The organism is Sphingobium sp. CCH11-B1 (assembly GCF_001556865.1).
In the GTDB taxonomy this organism is placed as follows: Bacteria; Pseudomonadota; Alphaproteobacteria; order Sphingomonadales; family Sphingomonadaceae; genus Sphingobium.
In genome coordinates this window covers 20,870-35,438 of record NZ_LSJY01000201.1, presented here as the reverse complement: position 1 = coordinate 35,438, position 14,569 = coordinate 20,870, and the positions used below count along the sequence as shown (strand labels likewise).

At 65.2% G+C, this 14,569-nt stretch carries 11 protein-coding genes; 4 read left to right on the top strand and 7 right to left on the bottom strand.

The features are described from left to right. Positions 1–1,975, bottom strand: a 1,975-nt coding sequence (locus AX724_RS19680; protein ID WP_066769997.1) for a DUF1592 domain-containing protein, incomplete at its 3' end; no start/stop codon positions are given. A gap of 280 nt (positions 1,976–2,255) precedes the next feature. Between AX724_RS19680 and AX724_RS19675 the strand changes: the two genes are divergently transcribed. Then, entirely contained in the window at positions 2,256–3,764 is a 1,509-nt protein-coding gene (locus tag AX724_RS19675) for an adenosine deaminase family protein (RefSeq protein WP_066769991.1), read from the top strand. A gap of 152 nt (positions 3,765–3,916) precedes the next feature. On the opposite strand, the gene AX724_RS19670 is transcribed toward AX724_RS19675, so the two are convergent. After that, positions 3,917–5,257 (bottom strand): ATP-binding protein, encoded by a 1,341-nt coding sequence (locus tag AX724_RS19670; protein ID WP_066769988.1) that lies wholly within the window; start codon positions 5,255–5,257, stop codon positions 3,917–3,919. Positions 5,258–5,261: 4 nt separating this feature from the next. Next, on the bottom strand, positions 5,262–5,987 hold the full coding sequence (locus tag AX724_RS19665; protein WP_066769985.1) for a response regulator: 726 nt from the start codon (positions 5,985–5,987) through the stop codon (positions 5,262–5,264). 146 nt (positions 5,988–6,133) lie between these two features. Here AX724_RS19665 and AX724_RS19660 point away from each other — a divergent pair, with 146 nt between their 5' ends. From AX724_RS19660 to AX724_RS19650, 3 genes are all read left to right on the top strand, one after another. After that, on the top strand, positions 6,134–6,535 hold the full coding sequence (locus AX724_RS19660; protein WP_066769983.1) for a hypothetical protein: 402 nt from the start codon (positions 6,134–6,136) through the stop codon (positions 6,533–6,535). A gap of 79 nt (positions 6,536–6,614) precedes the next feature. Beyond that, positions 6,615–7,076 (top strand): EF-hand domain-containing protein, encoded by a 462-nt coding sequence (locus tag AX724_RS19655; protein WP_066769982.1) that lies wholly within the window; start codon positions 6,615–6,617, stop codon positions 7,074–7,076. 2 nt (positions 7,077–7,078) lie between these two features. Continuing rightward, positions 7,079–7,882: a sterol desaturase family protein gene (locus AX724_RS19650; protein ID WP_066769981.1), complete on the top strand. Its 804-nt coding sequence runs from the start codon at positions 7,079–7,081 to the stop codon at positions 7,880–7,882. A gap of 287 nt (positions 7,883–8,169) precedes the next feature. Here AX724_RS19650 and cobA read toward each other — a convergent pair whose 3' ends face one another. Genes cobA through nirB form a run of 4 tightly spaced genes read right to left on the bottom strand, consistent with a single transcriptional unit; the run spans position 8,170 to position 14,392 of the window. Then, on the bottom strand, positions 8,170–8,949 hold the full coding sequence (gene cobA, locus AX724_RS19645) for a uroporphyrinogen-III C-methyltransferase (protein WP_066769973.1): 780 nt from the start codon (positions 8,947–8,949) through the stop codon (positions 8,170–8,172). Next, positions 8,936–11,533, bottom strand: coding sequence for a nitrate reductase (locus AX724_RS19640; RefSeq protein ID WP_066769970.1), 2,598 nt, complete (start codon positions 11,531–11,533; stop codon positions 8,936–8,938). The genes cobA and AX724_RS19640 overlap by 14 nt, the downstream gene beginning before the upstream one ends. Next, entirely contained in the window at positions 11,533–11,868 is a 336-nt protein-coding gene (nirD, locus tag AX724_RS19635) for a nitrite reductase small subunit NirD (protein WP_066769968.1), read from the bottom strand. Before nirD ends, AX724_RS19640 begins: the two co-directional genes overlap by 1 nt. A gap of 4 nt (positions 11,869–11,872) precedes the next feature. Next, positions 11,873–14,392: a nitrite reductase large subunit NirB gene (gene nirB / locus AX724_RS19630; protein ID WP_066769966.1), complete on the bottom strand. Its 2,520-nt coding sequence runs from the start codon at positions 14,390–14,392 to the stop codon at positions 11,873–11,875. Positions 14,393–14,569: the final 177 nt, after the last annotated feature.

The window sequence follows — 14,569 nt, the reverse complement described above, 5'->3', positions numbered from 1 at the left end:
CATCAGGCGGGGGTGGGGGCGGGGCGGCGGCCAGCATATTGTCGAGAATCCATTTGCCGCGCTTCACCACCGATGTGTGGTTGCCATAGGAGGTAACGGTCAGGATGCTCGCCTGCCCCAGCAATCCGCCACGGTTGGAGCCGGTGGGCAGGCCGACCAGCCGCATCGCCGGTCCGCTGACGCCGCCGATGCCATAATGGTCGGCCAGCCGCTGGTTCAGGAAGCTGTAATTGGCGGAAATAAAATCCAGCAGGCTGCGATTGGTGCGGAGGACATAGCTGAAGAACATCGCGGTCTCCTGCCCCATGGCGTTGCGCAGCCGCGCGTCGAACTGGGGGAAAACGCTGATGTCGGGCCGCTGCTGGTCAAGGTTGCGCAGATAGAGCCATTGCCCGGCGAAATTGGTTGTCAGCGCCTGCGCCTTGGGATCGGCGAGCATCCGCGTGACCTGCGCGTCGAGAATGGCAGGATTGCGCAACTGCCCCTTGTCGGCCAGGTCCAGCAACAGGTCGTCGGGAATGCTGCTCCACAGGAAGAAGGACAGGCGCGACGCCAGCTCATAGTCGTTGAGGGGATGGACGCTGCCCGGCGCGCTCCCCTTTGGATCGCCCTCGACCAGGAAAAGGAAATGTGGCGACACGAGTATCGCCTCCAGCCCAGCCTCGATCCCCTGCTCGAAATCGCTCCGCGCCCGTTCGGCGGTGTAGAGGCGCATCAGCGGCGCGAGGTCGGCGTCGGTCACCGGCCGGCGATAGGCGCGCCGGGCGAGCGAACCCAGGATCCGCCGCGCGCAGGCCGCCTGCGCCGATATGGCCTTGGGGTTACAGAGGAAAATGCGATCGCGGCTAGGCGTGTTCGCGATGCCCTTGGGCGCAAATGGCCCCGCGACATCGATCTGCAATACATCGCGTGGGAAGTTCTGCTGCGCATAGCGGGGCGACAAGCGATAGGACGGCACCGCCACCGTCTTGACCACCTTGCCGTCGATGGAAACGTCCATAGGCAGCATCTGCGGCGCCGCGGTCGGCATCGGCACCTTGTCCAGATCGTTGCGCAGCGTCTGCACGCTCTCCTCCGGCGCAAGTCGCCGGCGGAAGGACAGGCCCACGACATGCGCACCTGCCTTGATCGGCACGCGAACGTTCACCTTGTCCTCGGGCAAACGGTCGGTCTCGTTATTGGTGTTGGCGTTCAGCCAGCCGCTGATCTCGTAAATGCCATCGTACCGGGCATAATAAGGGAAGGCGCCGCCGCCCCGCGACCCGAGCGGCAGGTCGTCGCTCGCCTGCTCATTATAGGCGGGACGGCCGCCATTCATGATCGACCCGTCCTTGGGCAGTTCATAGCTGGTGACGAACGGCCTAGCGGAGGCAAGCCCGGTCGCCATCCGTCCGACCTTGCCGGCGACGGCGATATAGCGGTCCATCAGAGTCGGCGAAACGCTCAGCACATCGGCGATATTGTCGAAGCCATAGCCTGAATTGTCCTGCGGCAACTCCCGCGAGACATCGATCTTCAGCGCTAGCAAGTCGCGGATGGCATTGGCATATTCGACGCGGTTGAGCCGGCGGATGGTCGCACGGCCTGGATCCGGATGGGCGGCAGCATAATCGTCCAGCGACTTTTCCAGCCACCAGACGAAGGCGGCGCGCTGGGCGGGATCAGGCTGCGGCTTGTTGAGCGGTGGCATTTCGCCGAGGCTCACGCGGCGCAGCACCTTCTCCCACTCCTCGATATGCTTGCCCCATTGCAGATCGGCGGTGCGCAGATCGTCGAGCGACAGACCGGCGACCCGGTCGTCGTCATTATGGCATCGCCCGCAATAGTCGCCGATGATGTCAGGCGGGCCGTGCGCGCTTGCCGAAGCGGGAACGGAGGGAGCCACGGGCGCATCCTGCGAATGGCCCACGACCGATGCGCCGAGCGCCAGCGCGGCGAACGCAAGCGCATATCTTGGCCACCTTCCGCCGGTCATCGCCGCCAATCCCGCCGCCCTGTCGGCACCCGTCAAACTCCTTTTCGTTAAGCAGGACGGGTAGCGACGCCATATCCGCAATCTGCCCGTCGGGGCTGGACTATGGAGGATACAGCGCAGCGTCCATTGCCGTTATCGCGACGATGCGATGTAAAAATTAGGCGGCGATCGGCCAATCCGATCGAATAATGGCAATATGATGTGCGCAATATCGTGATTGAACCGCCACCGCGCCCCCGCCACAGCGGCATCGCTGCGGCGGCTCGTTCCGGGGGATGACATGAAAGGCTTGACGAAATGGATCGGAGCGCTGCTGCTTAGCGCGACACCGGCGCTGGCGGGCACCCCGCCCGTGTCCGACGAAGCCCGCACCGCTGCCTATATGGACAGCATCGCGGCAAGCCCGCCGCGCCTGCGCCTGTTCCTCCAGGCGATGCCCAAGGGTGGTGACCTGCATAATCATGCCGGGGGCGCCAATTTCGCCGAAGACTATCTACGCTGGGCGGCGGCGGACCGACTGTGCCTGACCAAGGACAGCTACAAATTGGTCGAACCGCCGTGCGACGCACCTGACCGGATAGCCGCCGCCGGCCTGGAGCGCGACTATCCGCGCTACTCGGCCGCCATCGACGCTTTCTCCACCCGCGGGTTCGAGGCCGGAACAGGCGACCCGGCGGTGGCGGGCTACGATCGTTTCTTCTCGACGTTCGAGCGGTTCGGCGCGGCCTATGCGCGCCACGTCGGGGAGGCGCTGTCGCTCGCGCGCAGGCAGGCGGCCGCGGATCATGTCTCCTATCTCGAACTGTCGAGCGGATCGCGCGTCGCGGGGACGCTGGCTGCAAAGGTCAGCGGCGCGGACGCAAGCGACCTGGAAGCGCTTTACGCCCGGATCGCTCCGCTTCTCCCGGACGCCGTGCGACAGGTGACCGCCGATTATGACGGCTATGACGGGGAAATGGCACAGGCAAACGGGTGCGGCGGAGCAACCCCCGCGCCCGCCTGCGACGTCACGATTCGCTATCTGTTCACGGCACTGCGGACCGTGCCGCCAGCGCAAGTGTTCGCGCAACTGGCGCTGGCCTTCGCCACGGCCGAAACCGACCCGCGCTTCGTCGGCGTCAACATCGCGGCACCCGAACATGATCCCGTCGCGATCCGCGACTATCGGCTGCACATGGCGATGATTGCCTTCCTGAAAACGCGCTACCCAAAGGTGAAGCTATCTCTCCACGCTGGCGAACTGTCACTGGGGCTGGTGCCGTCGCGCGATCTGACCTTCCATATCCATGATGCCGTGACGGTGGCCGGGGCCAGCCGCATCGGTCATGGCATCGACATCAGCTATGAAACCGATGGCCCCGCCCTCCTCAAGCGCATGGCGCGGGACAGGATTGCGGTGGAGATCAACCTGACCAGCAACGCCGTGATCCTGGGTGTGAAAGGGGCAGCGCACCCGCTGTCGCTCTATCGCGAGGCCGGCGTCCCTGTCGTGCTCTCCACGGATGACGAAGGGGTATCACGCAGCGATATGACCAATGAATATCTGCGCGCCGTCACCGAACAGGGGCTGCGCTATCGCGATCTGAAACAGATTGCGCGCGACGGCCTGCATTATGCATTCCTCCAGGGGCCGAGCTTGTGGCGGGATCGTGCGGGCGGCGCGATGGTTACGCCCTGCGCGTTACCCGATGCTCCGGCCTGCAAGGCCTTTCTCGCCACCAGTCCCAAGGCCGAACGGCAATGGCGACTGGAACGCGACCTGAAAATTTTCGAGGCCACAGCGCGCTGATCCGCTCGTTTGTCGCGCCTCGCGCCTGTGCATCGTCGCCGGCGCGTGACGCCGCACCTCCAAAAAGACGAGCGCCTGCACGCGCGATCTGGATCCCGGCGGGCTCCCGCGATCAGGGACGAAAAATGCTGCTCGACCGATCAAGTTTTGGACTATGTCGTCGCATTCTTACGAAAGACGATGCTGATCCGCAGACCGCCGTCATTCGAAGTTCCAAACTTCACTTGCGCCCTCATGGGGTCTGCCAGCGCCTGCACGATGGCGAGGCCAAGGCCAGCCCCTCCCGCCTTTGAATTACGCGAAGGATCCAGCCGACGATAGGCCAGACCGAGCTGGGCCAAGTCTGCAGGCTCCACACCCGGGCCATTGTCCTCAAACTGCCAGACGATGGTGCGTCCATCGTGCCGGACGGCTATTCGCATGCGATCGGCGTGGCGAAAGCCGTTGTCGACCAAATTGCCGAATATCCGCTCCAGCCCGGCCGCGTCCGCTTCGATCAGTGCGGGCTCGCGGGCAGACAGCTCGATGCGATCCGCCTCGAACCGCGTCTCGACCAAAGCGCGGGTCAAGGCCGACAGGTCGACCCGTTGCATCGGCGTCACGTTGTGACGATCGATGCTGGCGAACAGAAGGTTGTCGTCGAGGAGCGCGGACATCTGGTCCAGGTCACGTTCTGCGCGGGCACGCTGGCCATCGTCGGCAATGAACTCCGCGCGCAGGCGCAGCCGGGTCAGATAGGTTCGCATATCGTGCGCTATACCGGCGAGGATGAAGGTCCGCTCATCCATCAGCGAGACGATCCGCGCCTTCATAACGTTGAAGGCCTGCGCCAGCGCACGCGTTTCGCGGCTGCCCTCCACGATCGCATCGGGCGCGCGCAGATCGTGTCCCAACGCCTGGGTCGCCTGGGTCAGGCGGCGCAGCGGTCGGGTGGTCTGGCGCAGTGCGATCCAGAGCATCAGCAGGAGCAGCGCGCCACTGATGGCGCCCAGCAGACTACGCCGCGCGAGATAGGCGCTGAGCGCGCGCGATGGCCGCCCGGTCAGTATCAGCACGCGCCCGTCGCGCATCCAGATCGTCAGGCGGATGGGGACGAGGAACCGTATCGGCCTCGCCCGATCACCCATCCATGCGCCGAACACTCCCGGCCCGCCGTCCACGACCACATTGTGATCGGAAAGAGCGTGGCGGTAGCGGCTGGCAAGTTCAGATAGAGCTGTCGGCACTTCGCGAAAATCATTGGGTGGCGTGCGTCCGATCGTCACGGTGAAGAGCGAACCGTCATAGCTGTCGGCGAGTTCAGCTGCCCCGGCAGGTCCAGCCCGCTCCATCGCATCGACCATGCGGGCGAGCGTAGTGGGCGCGGGCAGGCCGTAGTTCGCGTCGGGACCGCCCCGGCCCGGCGTCTGCCAGACGAGCAGCAGCAGAAGCTGCATCAGGATGAAGCCGACCAGCATGACCATGCCGATGCGGAATGACAGCGTCGTGCCCACCGGCTCAAACCTTGCGCACGGCAGCGACGAACACATAGCCGCCACCACGCACGGTCTTGATCAGGGCATCCCCGCCTGGCACCCTGGCGAGCTTGCGACGAACCCGCCCCAGTTGTACGTCGATGGTGCGATCGAAGGGAGCGGCTTCCCGCCCGCGTGTCCAGTCCAACAACTGCTCGCGCGACAGCACGCGCTGCGGGCGCTCGATCAGACACAGCAGCAGGTCATGCTCGCCCCCGGTAAGGTCCAGCGTGGAACCGTCCGGCGGGATCAGGCTGCGAGCATCGACATCCCAGAGCCAGCCTTCGAACGCATAGCGACGCAGGCCGGGCGGCTGTATCGTCGTTTCACTCGCCTGCGAACGACGCAGCAGCGCCCGCACACGGGCCAGCAGTTCACGCGGGTTGAAGGGCTTGGGCAGGTAATCGTCGGCGCCGATCTCAAGCCCCACGATACGGTCCACGTCATCGCTGCGCGCGGATAGGATCATCAGGGGAAGCTGTCCGGCCGCACGGACACGACGACAAAGCGACAGGCCGTCCTCTCCCGGCAGCATGATATCGACCAGCGCCATGTTGATCGGCTGGCGTTGCACCAGCGCGTCGAACTCGGACGTCGTGCGGCAAGGATGAGCGTGCAGGCCCTCACGCATCAGAAGGCTGCAAACGAGATCGCGAATTTCATCGTCATCCTCGACGATGGCAACATGCGCGCGGTTCGGGTCTTCCATCTCCGCAGAATGCCATCGCGCCTCGTGGCCGCAAGCGCTGTTACATTTTGTCACCCTATGATTCCGACGGTTCGTCCAACCGTTACCACGCACCGGCAAACCCGTCTCCAGCGGGACATGATCCCACTCATGCAAGGAGACGAAACATGAAGACCTTTCTGACCGCGGCCGCCCTTGGCCTGATCCTGGCCGGCAGCATTGCCGCCACCGCCGCCGAGGCGCAGACGCGCAGCCGGAGCGTTAGCGCGCAAGGCGCCTACGGCCACGGCTATAACCGCTCGCGCGCCGTGACCCGCCAACCGGGTTCGACATCGGTCAATCACGGCATCCAGACCAACAGCGGTCGCGGCGTCTCCTCCAGCCGCAGCGCGAACTGGGGCAATGGCAGCTATCAAGGCGGCGCCAGCCACACCACCAACAACGGCACCAGTTGGGGCCGCTCGACCAGCGCGGTGCGCAACGACGACGGCAGCGTCAGCGCGGTGACGACGCGCACCCGCCCCGATGGCTCCACCGGCACCGTGACGCGGGAAACCAGCCCCTACTGATCCCGCGCACCGCACGCCGGGTCGGCTCCTCCTGACCCCCAAACGGCCCGGCGTGCCCCCCTCCCTGGAAAGCAGCATCATGAAGACCTTCTCCCTTCTCCTCATCGGTTGCCAGATCGGCACCCTGGCACTGGGCGCGAGCCCGGTCGCCGCGCAGATGGGCCGCATGGGCGGCGGCAACCCCCTGCAATGGTTCGACAAGGCCGATACCAATCGCGACGGTCGCGTCACCAGTGCAGAGTTCTCTGCCTTTCGCCAGAGCCAGTTCGGCCAGCTCGACCGCAACAGTGACGGCGTCGTCAGCCCAACCGATTTTCCACGGCTCGCGAAACTGCGGCCCGACGCTTATGCGAAGTTGACCGGGATGATCGGCCAGAGCGACGCCAATGGCGACGGTGTCGTCACGCGCGAGGAAATGGGATCCTCGCCGCCCCGCATGTTCATGCTTGCCGACGCCAATGGCGATGGCGAGGTCACAAGGGCCGAGTTCGACGCGGCACGGGACCGGATGCAGGCGGCGATGGCCGCAAGGCGGAAATAGCCATGGCGCATCATTCCCCCCTGTTTCTGAGCATCGCGACAGTCGCCATACTGGCCGAACTGGTCTGGCGGCTCCGCTCCGGGCGCGGTTATGATGGGCGCGCGGCGCTGACCACTGCCGGGCTGGTGGCGGGCAATCTCGTCGCGGGCGCGCTGCATGCCGTAGTGCTGGCAGCCGCCTTCAGTACGGTCTGGGCTTATGTTCCGCATCGCTTTCCGGCAGCGCAATGGCAAAGCTGGGCGATCGGTTTCTTCGCAGTCGAGTTCGCCTATTACTGGTTTCACCGCGCGAGCCATGAAATCCGCTGGATGTGGGCCAGCCACAGCGTGCATCACAGCGCCGAACAGCTGACTTTCCTGTCCTCGCTGCGGCTGGGCTGGACAAACACGCTGTCGCTGGGCTGGCTGTTCTACCTGCCGGTCATTGCATTGGGCGTCGATCCGCGCATCGTGGCCGTTCTGCTTGCGGTAAACCTGAACTTCCAGTTCTTCTTGCACAGCGAGGCCATCCCGCGCCTCGGGCCGTTGGAATGGATCTTCAATACGCCGCACCATCACCGCGCGCACCATGCCAGCAACCCGGAGTTCCTCGACCGCAATTATGGCGGCATGCTGATCATCTGGGACCGCCTGTTCGGTACGATCGCGCCGGAGAGCGACGTGGAGAAGCGCTATGGTCTGATCGGCAAGGCACGCGAAGGCAATCCCGTAAAGCTGGCGCTGCGCGAATGGGCGAGCATCGCGACCGATGTCGCGCGCGCGACGAGCTGGCGGGATCGCTGGACCGCCATTGTCAGGATGAAATGATCTCGGGCCGGACAGGAGGCGGCGAACCGCTGCCCCGGACCTTCCGTATGATCGTCATGGTCGGGATCTTCCTGTCCGCTTCAGGGCAAGTGCCTTTGGCGACATGATGATCCCATCCCATCTTCCCGATTTTTCCTCGGTCGTCCGCAATTCGACCAACATCTCCGTCGCGCGTCCGGTATGTCGGTTCGGTTGGGTCGCTAACTTGGGCCAGTCTCAATAACGCCAAGCGACCATCGGAAAAAGCGTCCGCAGGCGGTATCGTTTCAGCCGCTTCTTATCAGTCATCAGGCGTTTAGCAGTGCGCGATCATTCGCCGCCTCGGCCCGGCCGTGATTCCTGACCGCCTCCCCCACCAGCAGCAGAGTCGGTTCCTTGTCGCTGACCGCCTCCACCAAAAAGGCAAGCGCAGAGAGCTTGCCCCTTATCAACCGCTCGGACGGCAGCGAGACGTTGACCGCGACCATCACCGGCGTATCGGGGTGCCGCCCCGCCGAGATCAGATTGCGGCTGATCTCGCTCGCCGCCGAGCGGCCCATATAGATGCCCAGCGTGCTGCTGCCGGCAAGCGCCGCCCAGTCAAGCGCGAGCGGCTCACCAATGCGCAAATGCGCCGTCACCAAGGTCAGCCCGCGCGCGACGCCGCGCAGGGTGAGCGACATATGGCCGCTGGCAGCCGCCGCGCTGGCCGTGGTGATGCCGGGGCAGATATGGACAGCCACACCTGCCCGTCCCAGATGCGCCATCTCCTCGGCGGAGCGGCCGAAGATGGACGGGTCGCCGCCCTTCAGACGGACGACGCGCCGCCCTGCCTTCGCCGCCGCGAGCAGAAGGTCGTTGATGCTGCCCTGCGCCTTGCTGTGGCGGCCCGATCGCTTGCCGACGCTGATACACTCGATGCCGGGCGGGATAAGATCGAGCACACCCGGCCCCACCAGCGCGTCGTAAAAGATGATGTCAGCGGCGGCGATCAGATTTTCGGCCTTGCGGGTCAGGAGGTCGGGATCGCCCGGACCTGCGCCCACCAGCCAGACCTCGCCGGGCGCGATCAGGTCATTCTGCGGCATGGAGCGTCTCCTGCATGGTCTGGGTGAGGATATTGGCAAGCGCGGGGCGGCAGGACCCGCAATTGGTTCCCGCGCCGATCGCCTGGCCGATGGCGGGCACGTCCACCAGGCTCTGGTCGCGGATCGCGGCGACGATCTGATTGAGACCGATGTCGAAGCACACGCAGATGGTCGCGCCCTTTTCCGGCTGGTTGCCGGGGCCGCGCGCGGCAAGGACGGCGGCGGTCACGCCTTCGGCCTCCAATTGCCCGATCAGCCAGTCGCGCGAAGGCAGGAGGCCGGTCCGGGTGACGAAGAGGACGGCGGCGAGCCGGTCTTCGCGCAGGATCGCGATGCGGCAAGTGCCGCGCGCGGGATCGACCGCCTCGACTCGGTCGCCTTTGGGCAGGCAGACGTCGAGGCGCGCGGGATTGCCATTTCCGGCAATCTCGTAGAGCGCCCCGCCGGGAACCGTGACCCGCGTGGCCCAGAGACCGGGCAGCATCACCGGCTCCGACCCTCGCAGGATGAGAAAGCCCTTCCATTCGGCCGCCACTTTGGCGAGACGGGCGGGCGTGGACTTGAAGCCGGGCTGGCCCGAATGGGGATCGACCAGCGGCCGGGGCAGGAGGCCGGTGCGCCCTCCGGTCGAAACCTGATCGGTCCAATGGATCGGGGTAAAGATTTCACCAGGCCGCTGGCCTTCGGTCAAGGCAACCCGGAACAGGCTGTCGCCCTGGGCCGTCGTGACGCGGGCAAGATCGCCTTCGGCAAGGTCCAGCGCCTGCGCGTCGCCGGGGTGCACCTCCACCAGCGGCTCCTCGCGATGGCGCGCGAGCCTGGGCGAGAGGCCAGTGCGGGTCATCGTATGCCATTGGTCGCGGTAGCGGCCGGTGTTGAGCGTCAGCGGCCAGTCGCGCAGCGGTGGCTGAATGTCCATCTGCCTGGTCAACACCAGCCGCGCCTTGCCATCCGGGGTCGGGAAGCGTCCATCGGTAAAGGGCGTGCCGCCCCAGCGGAACGGCTCCATCGCCTCATAGGCGTCGTTGCCGATGGTCGCATGGGCGCGCAGGTTCAGCAGCCGCTGCCCATCATTCTGATAGGCGGTGAGGCGCGCATGCTCGCGCCAGATGTCGGCGGGCCGGTCATAGGCGAAGGCGTTTCGCCAGCCCATTCGGCGCGCGACCTGCGTAACAATCCACCAGTCGGGTTTCGCCTCGCCGGGCAGAGCGAGAAAGGGGCGCTGGCGGCTGATCGTGCGATCGCTGTTGGTGACGGTGCCGTCCTTTTCCCCCCAGCCGGCGGCGGGCAGGCGGACATGGGCGTGGGGGCTGCTGTCGGTGGCAGCCATGATGTCCGACACGACAAGGAAGGGAACCGAGGCCAGCGCTTCGCGCACACGGCCGGCGTCGGGCATGGAGACGGCAGGGTTGGTCGCCATGATCCAGAGCGCCTTGATCCGCCCTTCATTGATCGCGCGGAACAGATCGACAGCCTTGAGGCCAGGCTTCGTTGCCATATTGGGCGCTGCCCAGAAACGGCCAATGCGCGCGACATTCTCAGGCGCGAAATCCATGTGAGCGGCGAGCGTGGAGGCCAAGCCCCCGACTTCGCGCCCCCCCATGGCATTGGGCTGGCCGGTGATCGAGAAGGGCGCCGCGCCCGGCTTGCCGATGCGGCCGGTGGCAAGGTGGACGTTGAGGATCGCATTCACCTGATCAGTGCCGCGGATCGATTGGTTGATGCCCTGGCTGAACAGGGTGACGGTGCGGGGCGTGGCGGCGAACAGGCGGAAGAATTGCTCCAATTGCGCGGGCGGCAGGTCGCAGGTCCTGGCCGTGGTCCAGAGATCATGGTCGGCGCGGATATGGTCCCAGAAGCCGTCCGGCACCGTCAGATGATCGGATGACGCGATGCCTTCCGCCGCTGCCCAAGCGAGCAAGCCGTTCATCAGGGCGACGTCGGTGCCGGGCTTGAGCGCCAGATGCAGGTCCGCGCCTTCGCAGGTCTCGGTGCGGCGAGGGTCGATGACCACCAGTTTCGTGCCGCGCGCGGCGCGGGCGGCCTGGATGCGCTGATAGATGATCGGGTGACACCAAGCAGTGTTGGAGCCGACAAGGACGATCAGGTCGGCTTCGTCAAGATCCTGATAGCTGGCCGGCACAATGTCTTCGCCAAAGGCGCGATTGTGACCGGCGACCGCGCTCGACATGCAGAGGCGGCTGTTGGTGTCGATGTTGGCCGAGCCGATGAAGCCTTTCATCAGCTTGTTGGCGACATAGTAATCCTCGGTCAGCAATTGACCCGAAACGTAGAAGGCGACGCTGTCGGGGCCGTGGCGGTCGATCGTGTCGCGGAATTTCCGCGCGACGAGGTCAACCGCCTTGTCCCAACTCGCACGCTTGCTGCCGATCATCGGGTGGAGGAGGCGACCGGTTAGGCCAATCGTCTCGCCCAGATGCGTACCCTTCGAGCAAAGGCGGCCGGCATTGGCGGGATGCGCCTCGTCGCCCTTTATGAGGGCCGAGCGCGGGCCGGTCGGCGTCGCGGAAATGCCGCAGCCGACGCCGCAATAGGCGCAGGTGGTGCGGATGGCTTGGTCCATCAGGCGGCCGCCCTCGCCTGCTCGGGCGGCGCGATCAGAATGCGGTCGCCGTCCATTCGCACCGGAACCGTTGGGGTGCAGCCCTTGTCCGCGCCCTGCGCCTCGCCGGTTTTCAGCGCGATGGTCCAGTTATGCAGTGGGCAGGCCACGCTGTGACCGTGGACGATCCCCTGGCTTAGCGGCCCTTGCTTGTGGGGGCATTCGTTGACCAGCGCGAAGACCTGGTCGTCGCCAGTGCGGAAGATCGCGATCTCCTTTTCGCCCGCAATCCGCACAGTGCGTGCGCCGCGCGTGGGAATGTCGGCCAGCGTGCCGATGTCGATCCAGTCGGTCATGGTCTTACTCCGCAGCGATTGCGCCAAAGGGCATTGAGGGGTGAAGGGGCTGGTGGAGCTGTGCATCGGCGCCGGCGGCGCGTTCCGCCCAGGGATCGTCCTGGCTGAAGCGCTGGGAATAGAGGAAGCGGGCGCGCAGCGCTTCGCGGCCCGCTTCGTCCTCGACGATGCGGCTTTTCACATAGTCGACGCCGACGCGCTCGATCCAGGGCGCGGTGCGCTCCAGATAGCGGGCTTCCTCGCGGTAAAGCTGAATGAAGGCAGCGCAGTAATCCAGCGCCTCCTGCTCGGTCACGACTTTGCACAGCAGGTCGGTGGCGCGGACATGGATGCCGCCATTGCCGCCGACATGCAGCTCATAGCCCGAATCCACACAGACGATGCCGAAATCCTTGATCGTCGCTTCGGCGCAATTGCGGGGGCAGCCCGACACGGCGATCTTGAACTTGTGGGGCATCCACGACCCCCAGGTCATCCGCTCAGTCTTGACGCCGAGCCCGGTCGAATCCTGCGTGCCGAACCGGCACCATTCGGAGCCGACGCAGGTCTTCACCGTACGCAGCGACTTGCCATAGGCGTGGCCTGAAACCATGCCGGCGGCGTTGAGGTCCGCCCAGACCGCAGGCAGATCCTCCCCCTTGATCCCGAAAATGTCCAGCCGCTGGCCGCCGGTCACCTTGACCATAGGCGCGTCATATTTCTCGACCACGTCCGCAATCGCGCGCAACTCGCGAGGGTTGGTGAGGCCGCCCCACATGCGCGGCACGACCGAGTAAGTGCCGTCCTTCTGAATGTTGGCGTGCATGCGTTCGTTGACGAAGCGGCTTTGCTGGTCGTCCTGATATTCGCCCGGTAACGCACAGAGCAGATAGTAATTGAGCGCGGGACGGCAGGAGGAGCAGCCGTCCGGTGTCGTCCAGTGCAGCCGCTGCATCACTTCGGGGATAGAGCGCATATTCTGCGCGACGATCTCGCGCCGCACATCATCATGGGTGAAGCTGGTACATTTGCACATGGTCTTCGGGCCGGCCTTCACCTCTTCGCCCAGCACCACCGCCAGCAGGTTTTCGACCAGGCCGGTGCACGAGCCACAGCTTGCCGAGGCCTTGCAGGTGGCGCGGACGGCGTCGAGGCTGCATGCGCCCTCTTCGATGCAGCCGATGACCTGGCCCTTGCTGACGCCGTTGCAGCCGCAAATCTCGGCATCGTCCGAGAGCGCCGCAACGGCCGCCCTAGGGTCCAGCGCGCCCCCTCCCTGGGCGAATGCCTGGCCGAAGATCAGCAGGTCGCGGATGTCCGCGATATTCTCCTCACGCCGAAGCAGGTCGAAATACCAGCCGCCGTCCGCCGTGTCGCCATATAGCACCGCGCCGACGATGCGGTCGTCCTTGACGACCACCCGCTTGTAGACGCCGCGCGATGCATCGCGCAGGACGATGTCCTCGCACCCTTCGCCGCCTGAAAAATCGCCGGCGGAAAAGACGTCCAGCCCGGCGACCTTGAGCTTGGTCGAGGTGACCGACCCCTTGTAACCGCTATGCCGGTCGGTGAGGCCATCGGCCAGACTGCGGCACATGTCCCACAGCGGCGCGACCAGCCCATAGACATTGCCGTCATGCTCGACGCACTCGCCGACCGCCAGCACATTGGAATCGCTCGTCACCATATGATCGTCGACCAGGATGCCGCGATTGACCGCAAGTCCCGCCGCCTTCGCCAGTGCAGTCGCGGGCCGGATTCCGACCGCCATGACGACGAGGCTGGCGGGAATGTCGCGCCCGTCCTTCAGGCGGACGCCTTCGACCTTGCCCTGCCCGTAGATTTCGGCGGTGTTCGCGCCGGTCAGGATCGTCTGCCCCCGTGCCTCCAGCGCGCTCTTCAGCAACCAGCCGGCCGCTTCGTCGAGCTGCCGCTCCATCAGCGTGTCCATGAGGTGAATGACCGTCACCTTCATGCCGCGCAGGGTCAGGCCATGCGCGGCTTCAAGGCCGAGCAGGCCGCCGCCAATCACGACCGCTTCGCCGCCCTTGCCGGCGGCATCCAGCATGGTATCGACATCCTTCATGTCGCGGAAGCTGATGACGCCAGGCAGATCCTTACCCGGCACCGGGATGATGAACGGGTCGGAACCGGTGGCGATCAACAGCTTGTCATAGCCCGTGGTGCGACCCGATCGGCTCGTGACGGTCTTGGCGGCGCGATCGATCTCGATGACCGGATCGCCGGCGATCAGCTCTATGTCATTGTCGGCATACCAGGCGGCGTCGTTGATGACGATCTGATCGAACGTCTTTTCCCCGGCCAGCACCGGCGAGAGCATGATGCGGTTATAGTTCACATGCGGCTCGGCCCCGAAGATGGTGACGCGGTAACGCCCCGCATCCCGCGCCAGCAGTTCTTCGATCGCGCGGCAACCGGCCATGCCGTTGCCTATGACGACCAGATGCTCGCGGACATCCTCGAACGGGACGAGCATCTCATCCTCCGCTCCCGCCCGGCTATCGTTCCTGACCTGCAATTCCATTGCCCGTCCCTTTCGGAAACAAAAAAGGCCGCCATCCGGACGGCCGGGCTTTGAAATCCGAACGTCTGGATGGCGGCCTTGCCATCATCTGCGCCTTGGCGATCCATCCGTGGATCGTCGCGGCTATGGTTCGAAGGACATCCTTGTCCTCTTGCGTTGCAGCATAAGCCGATTCGC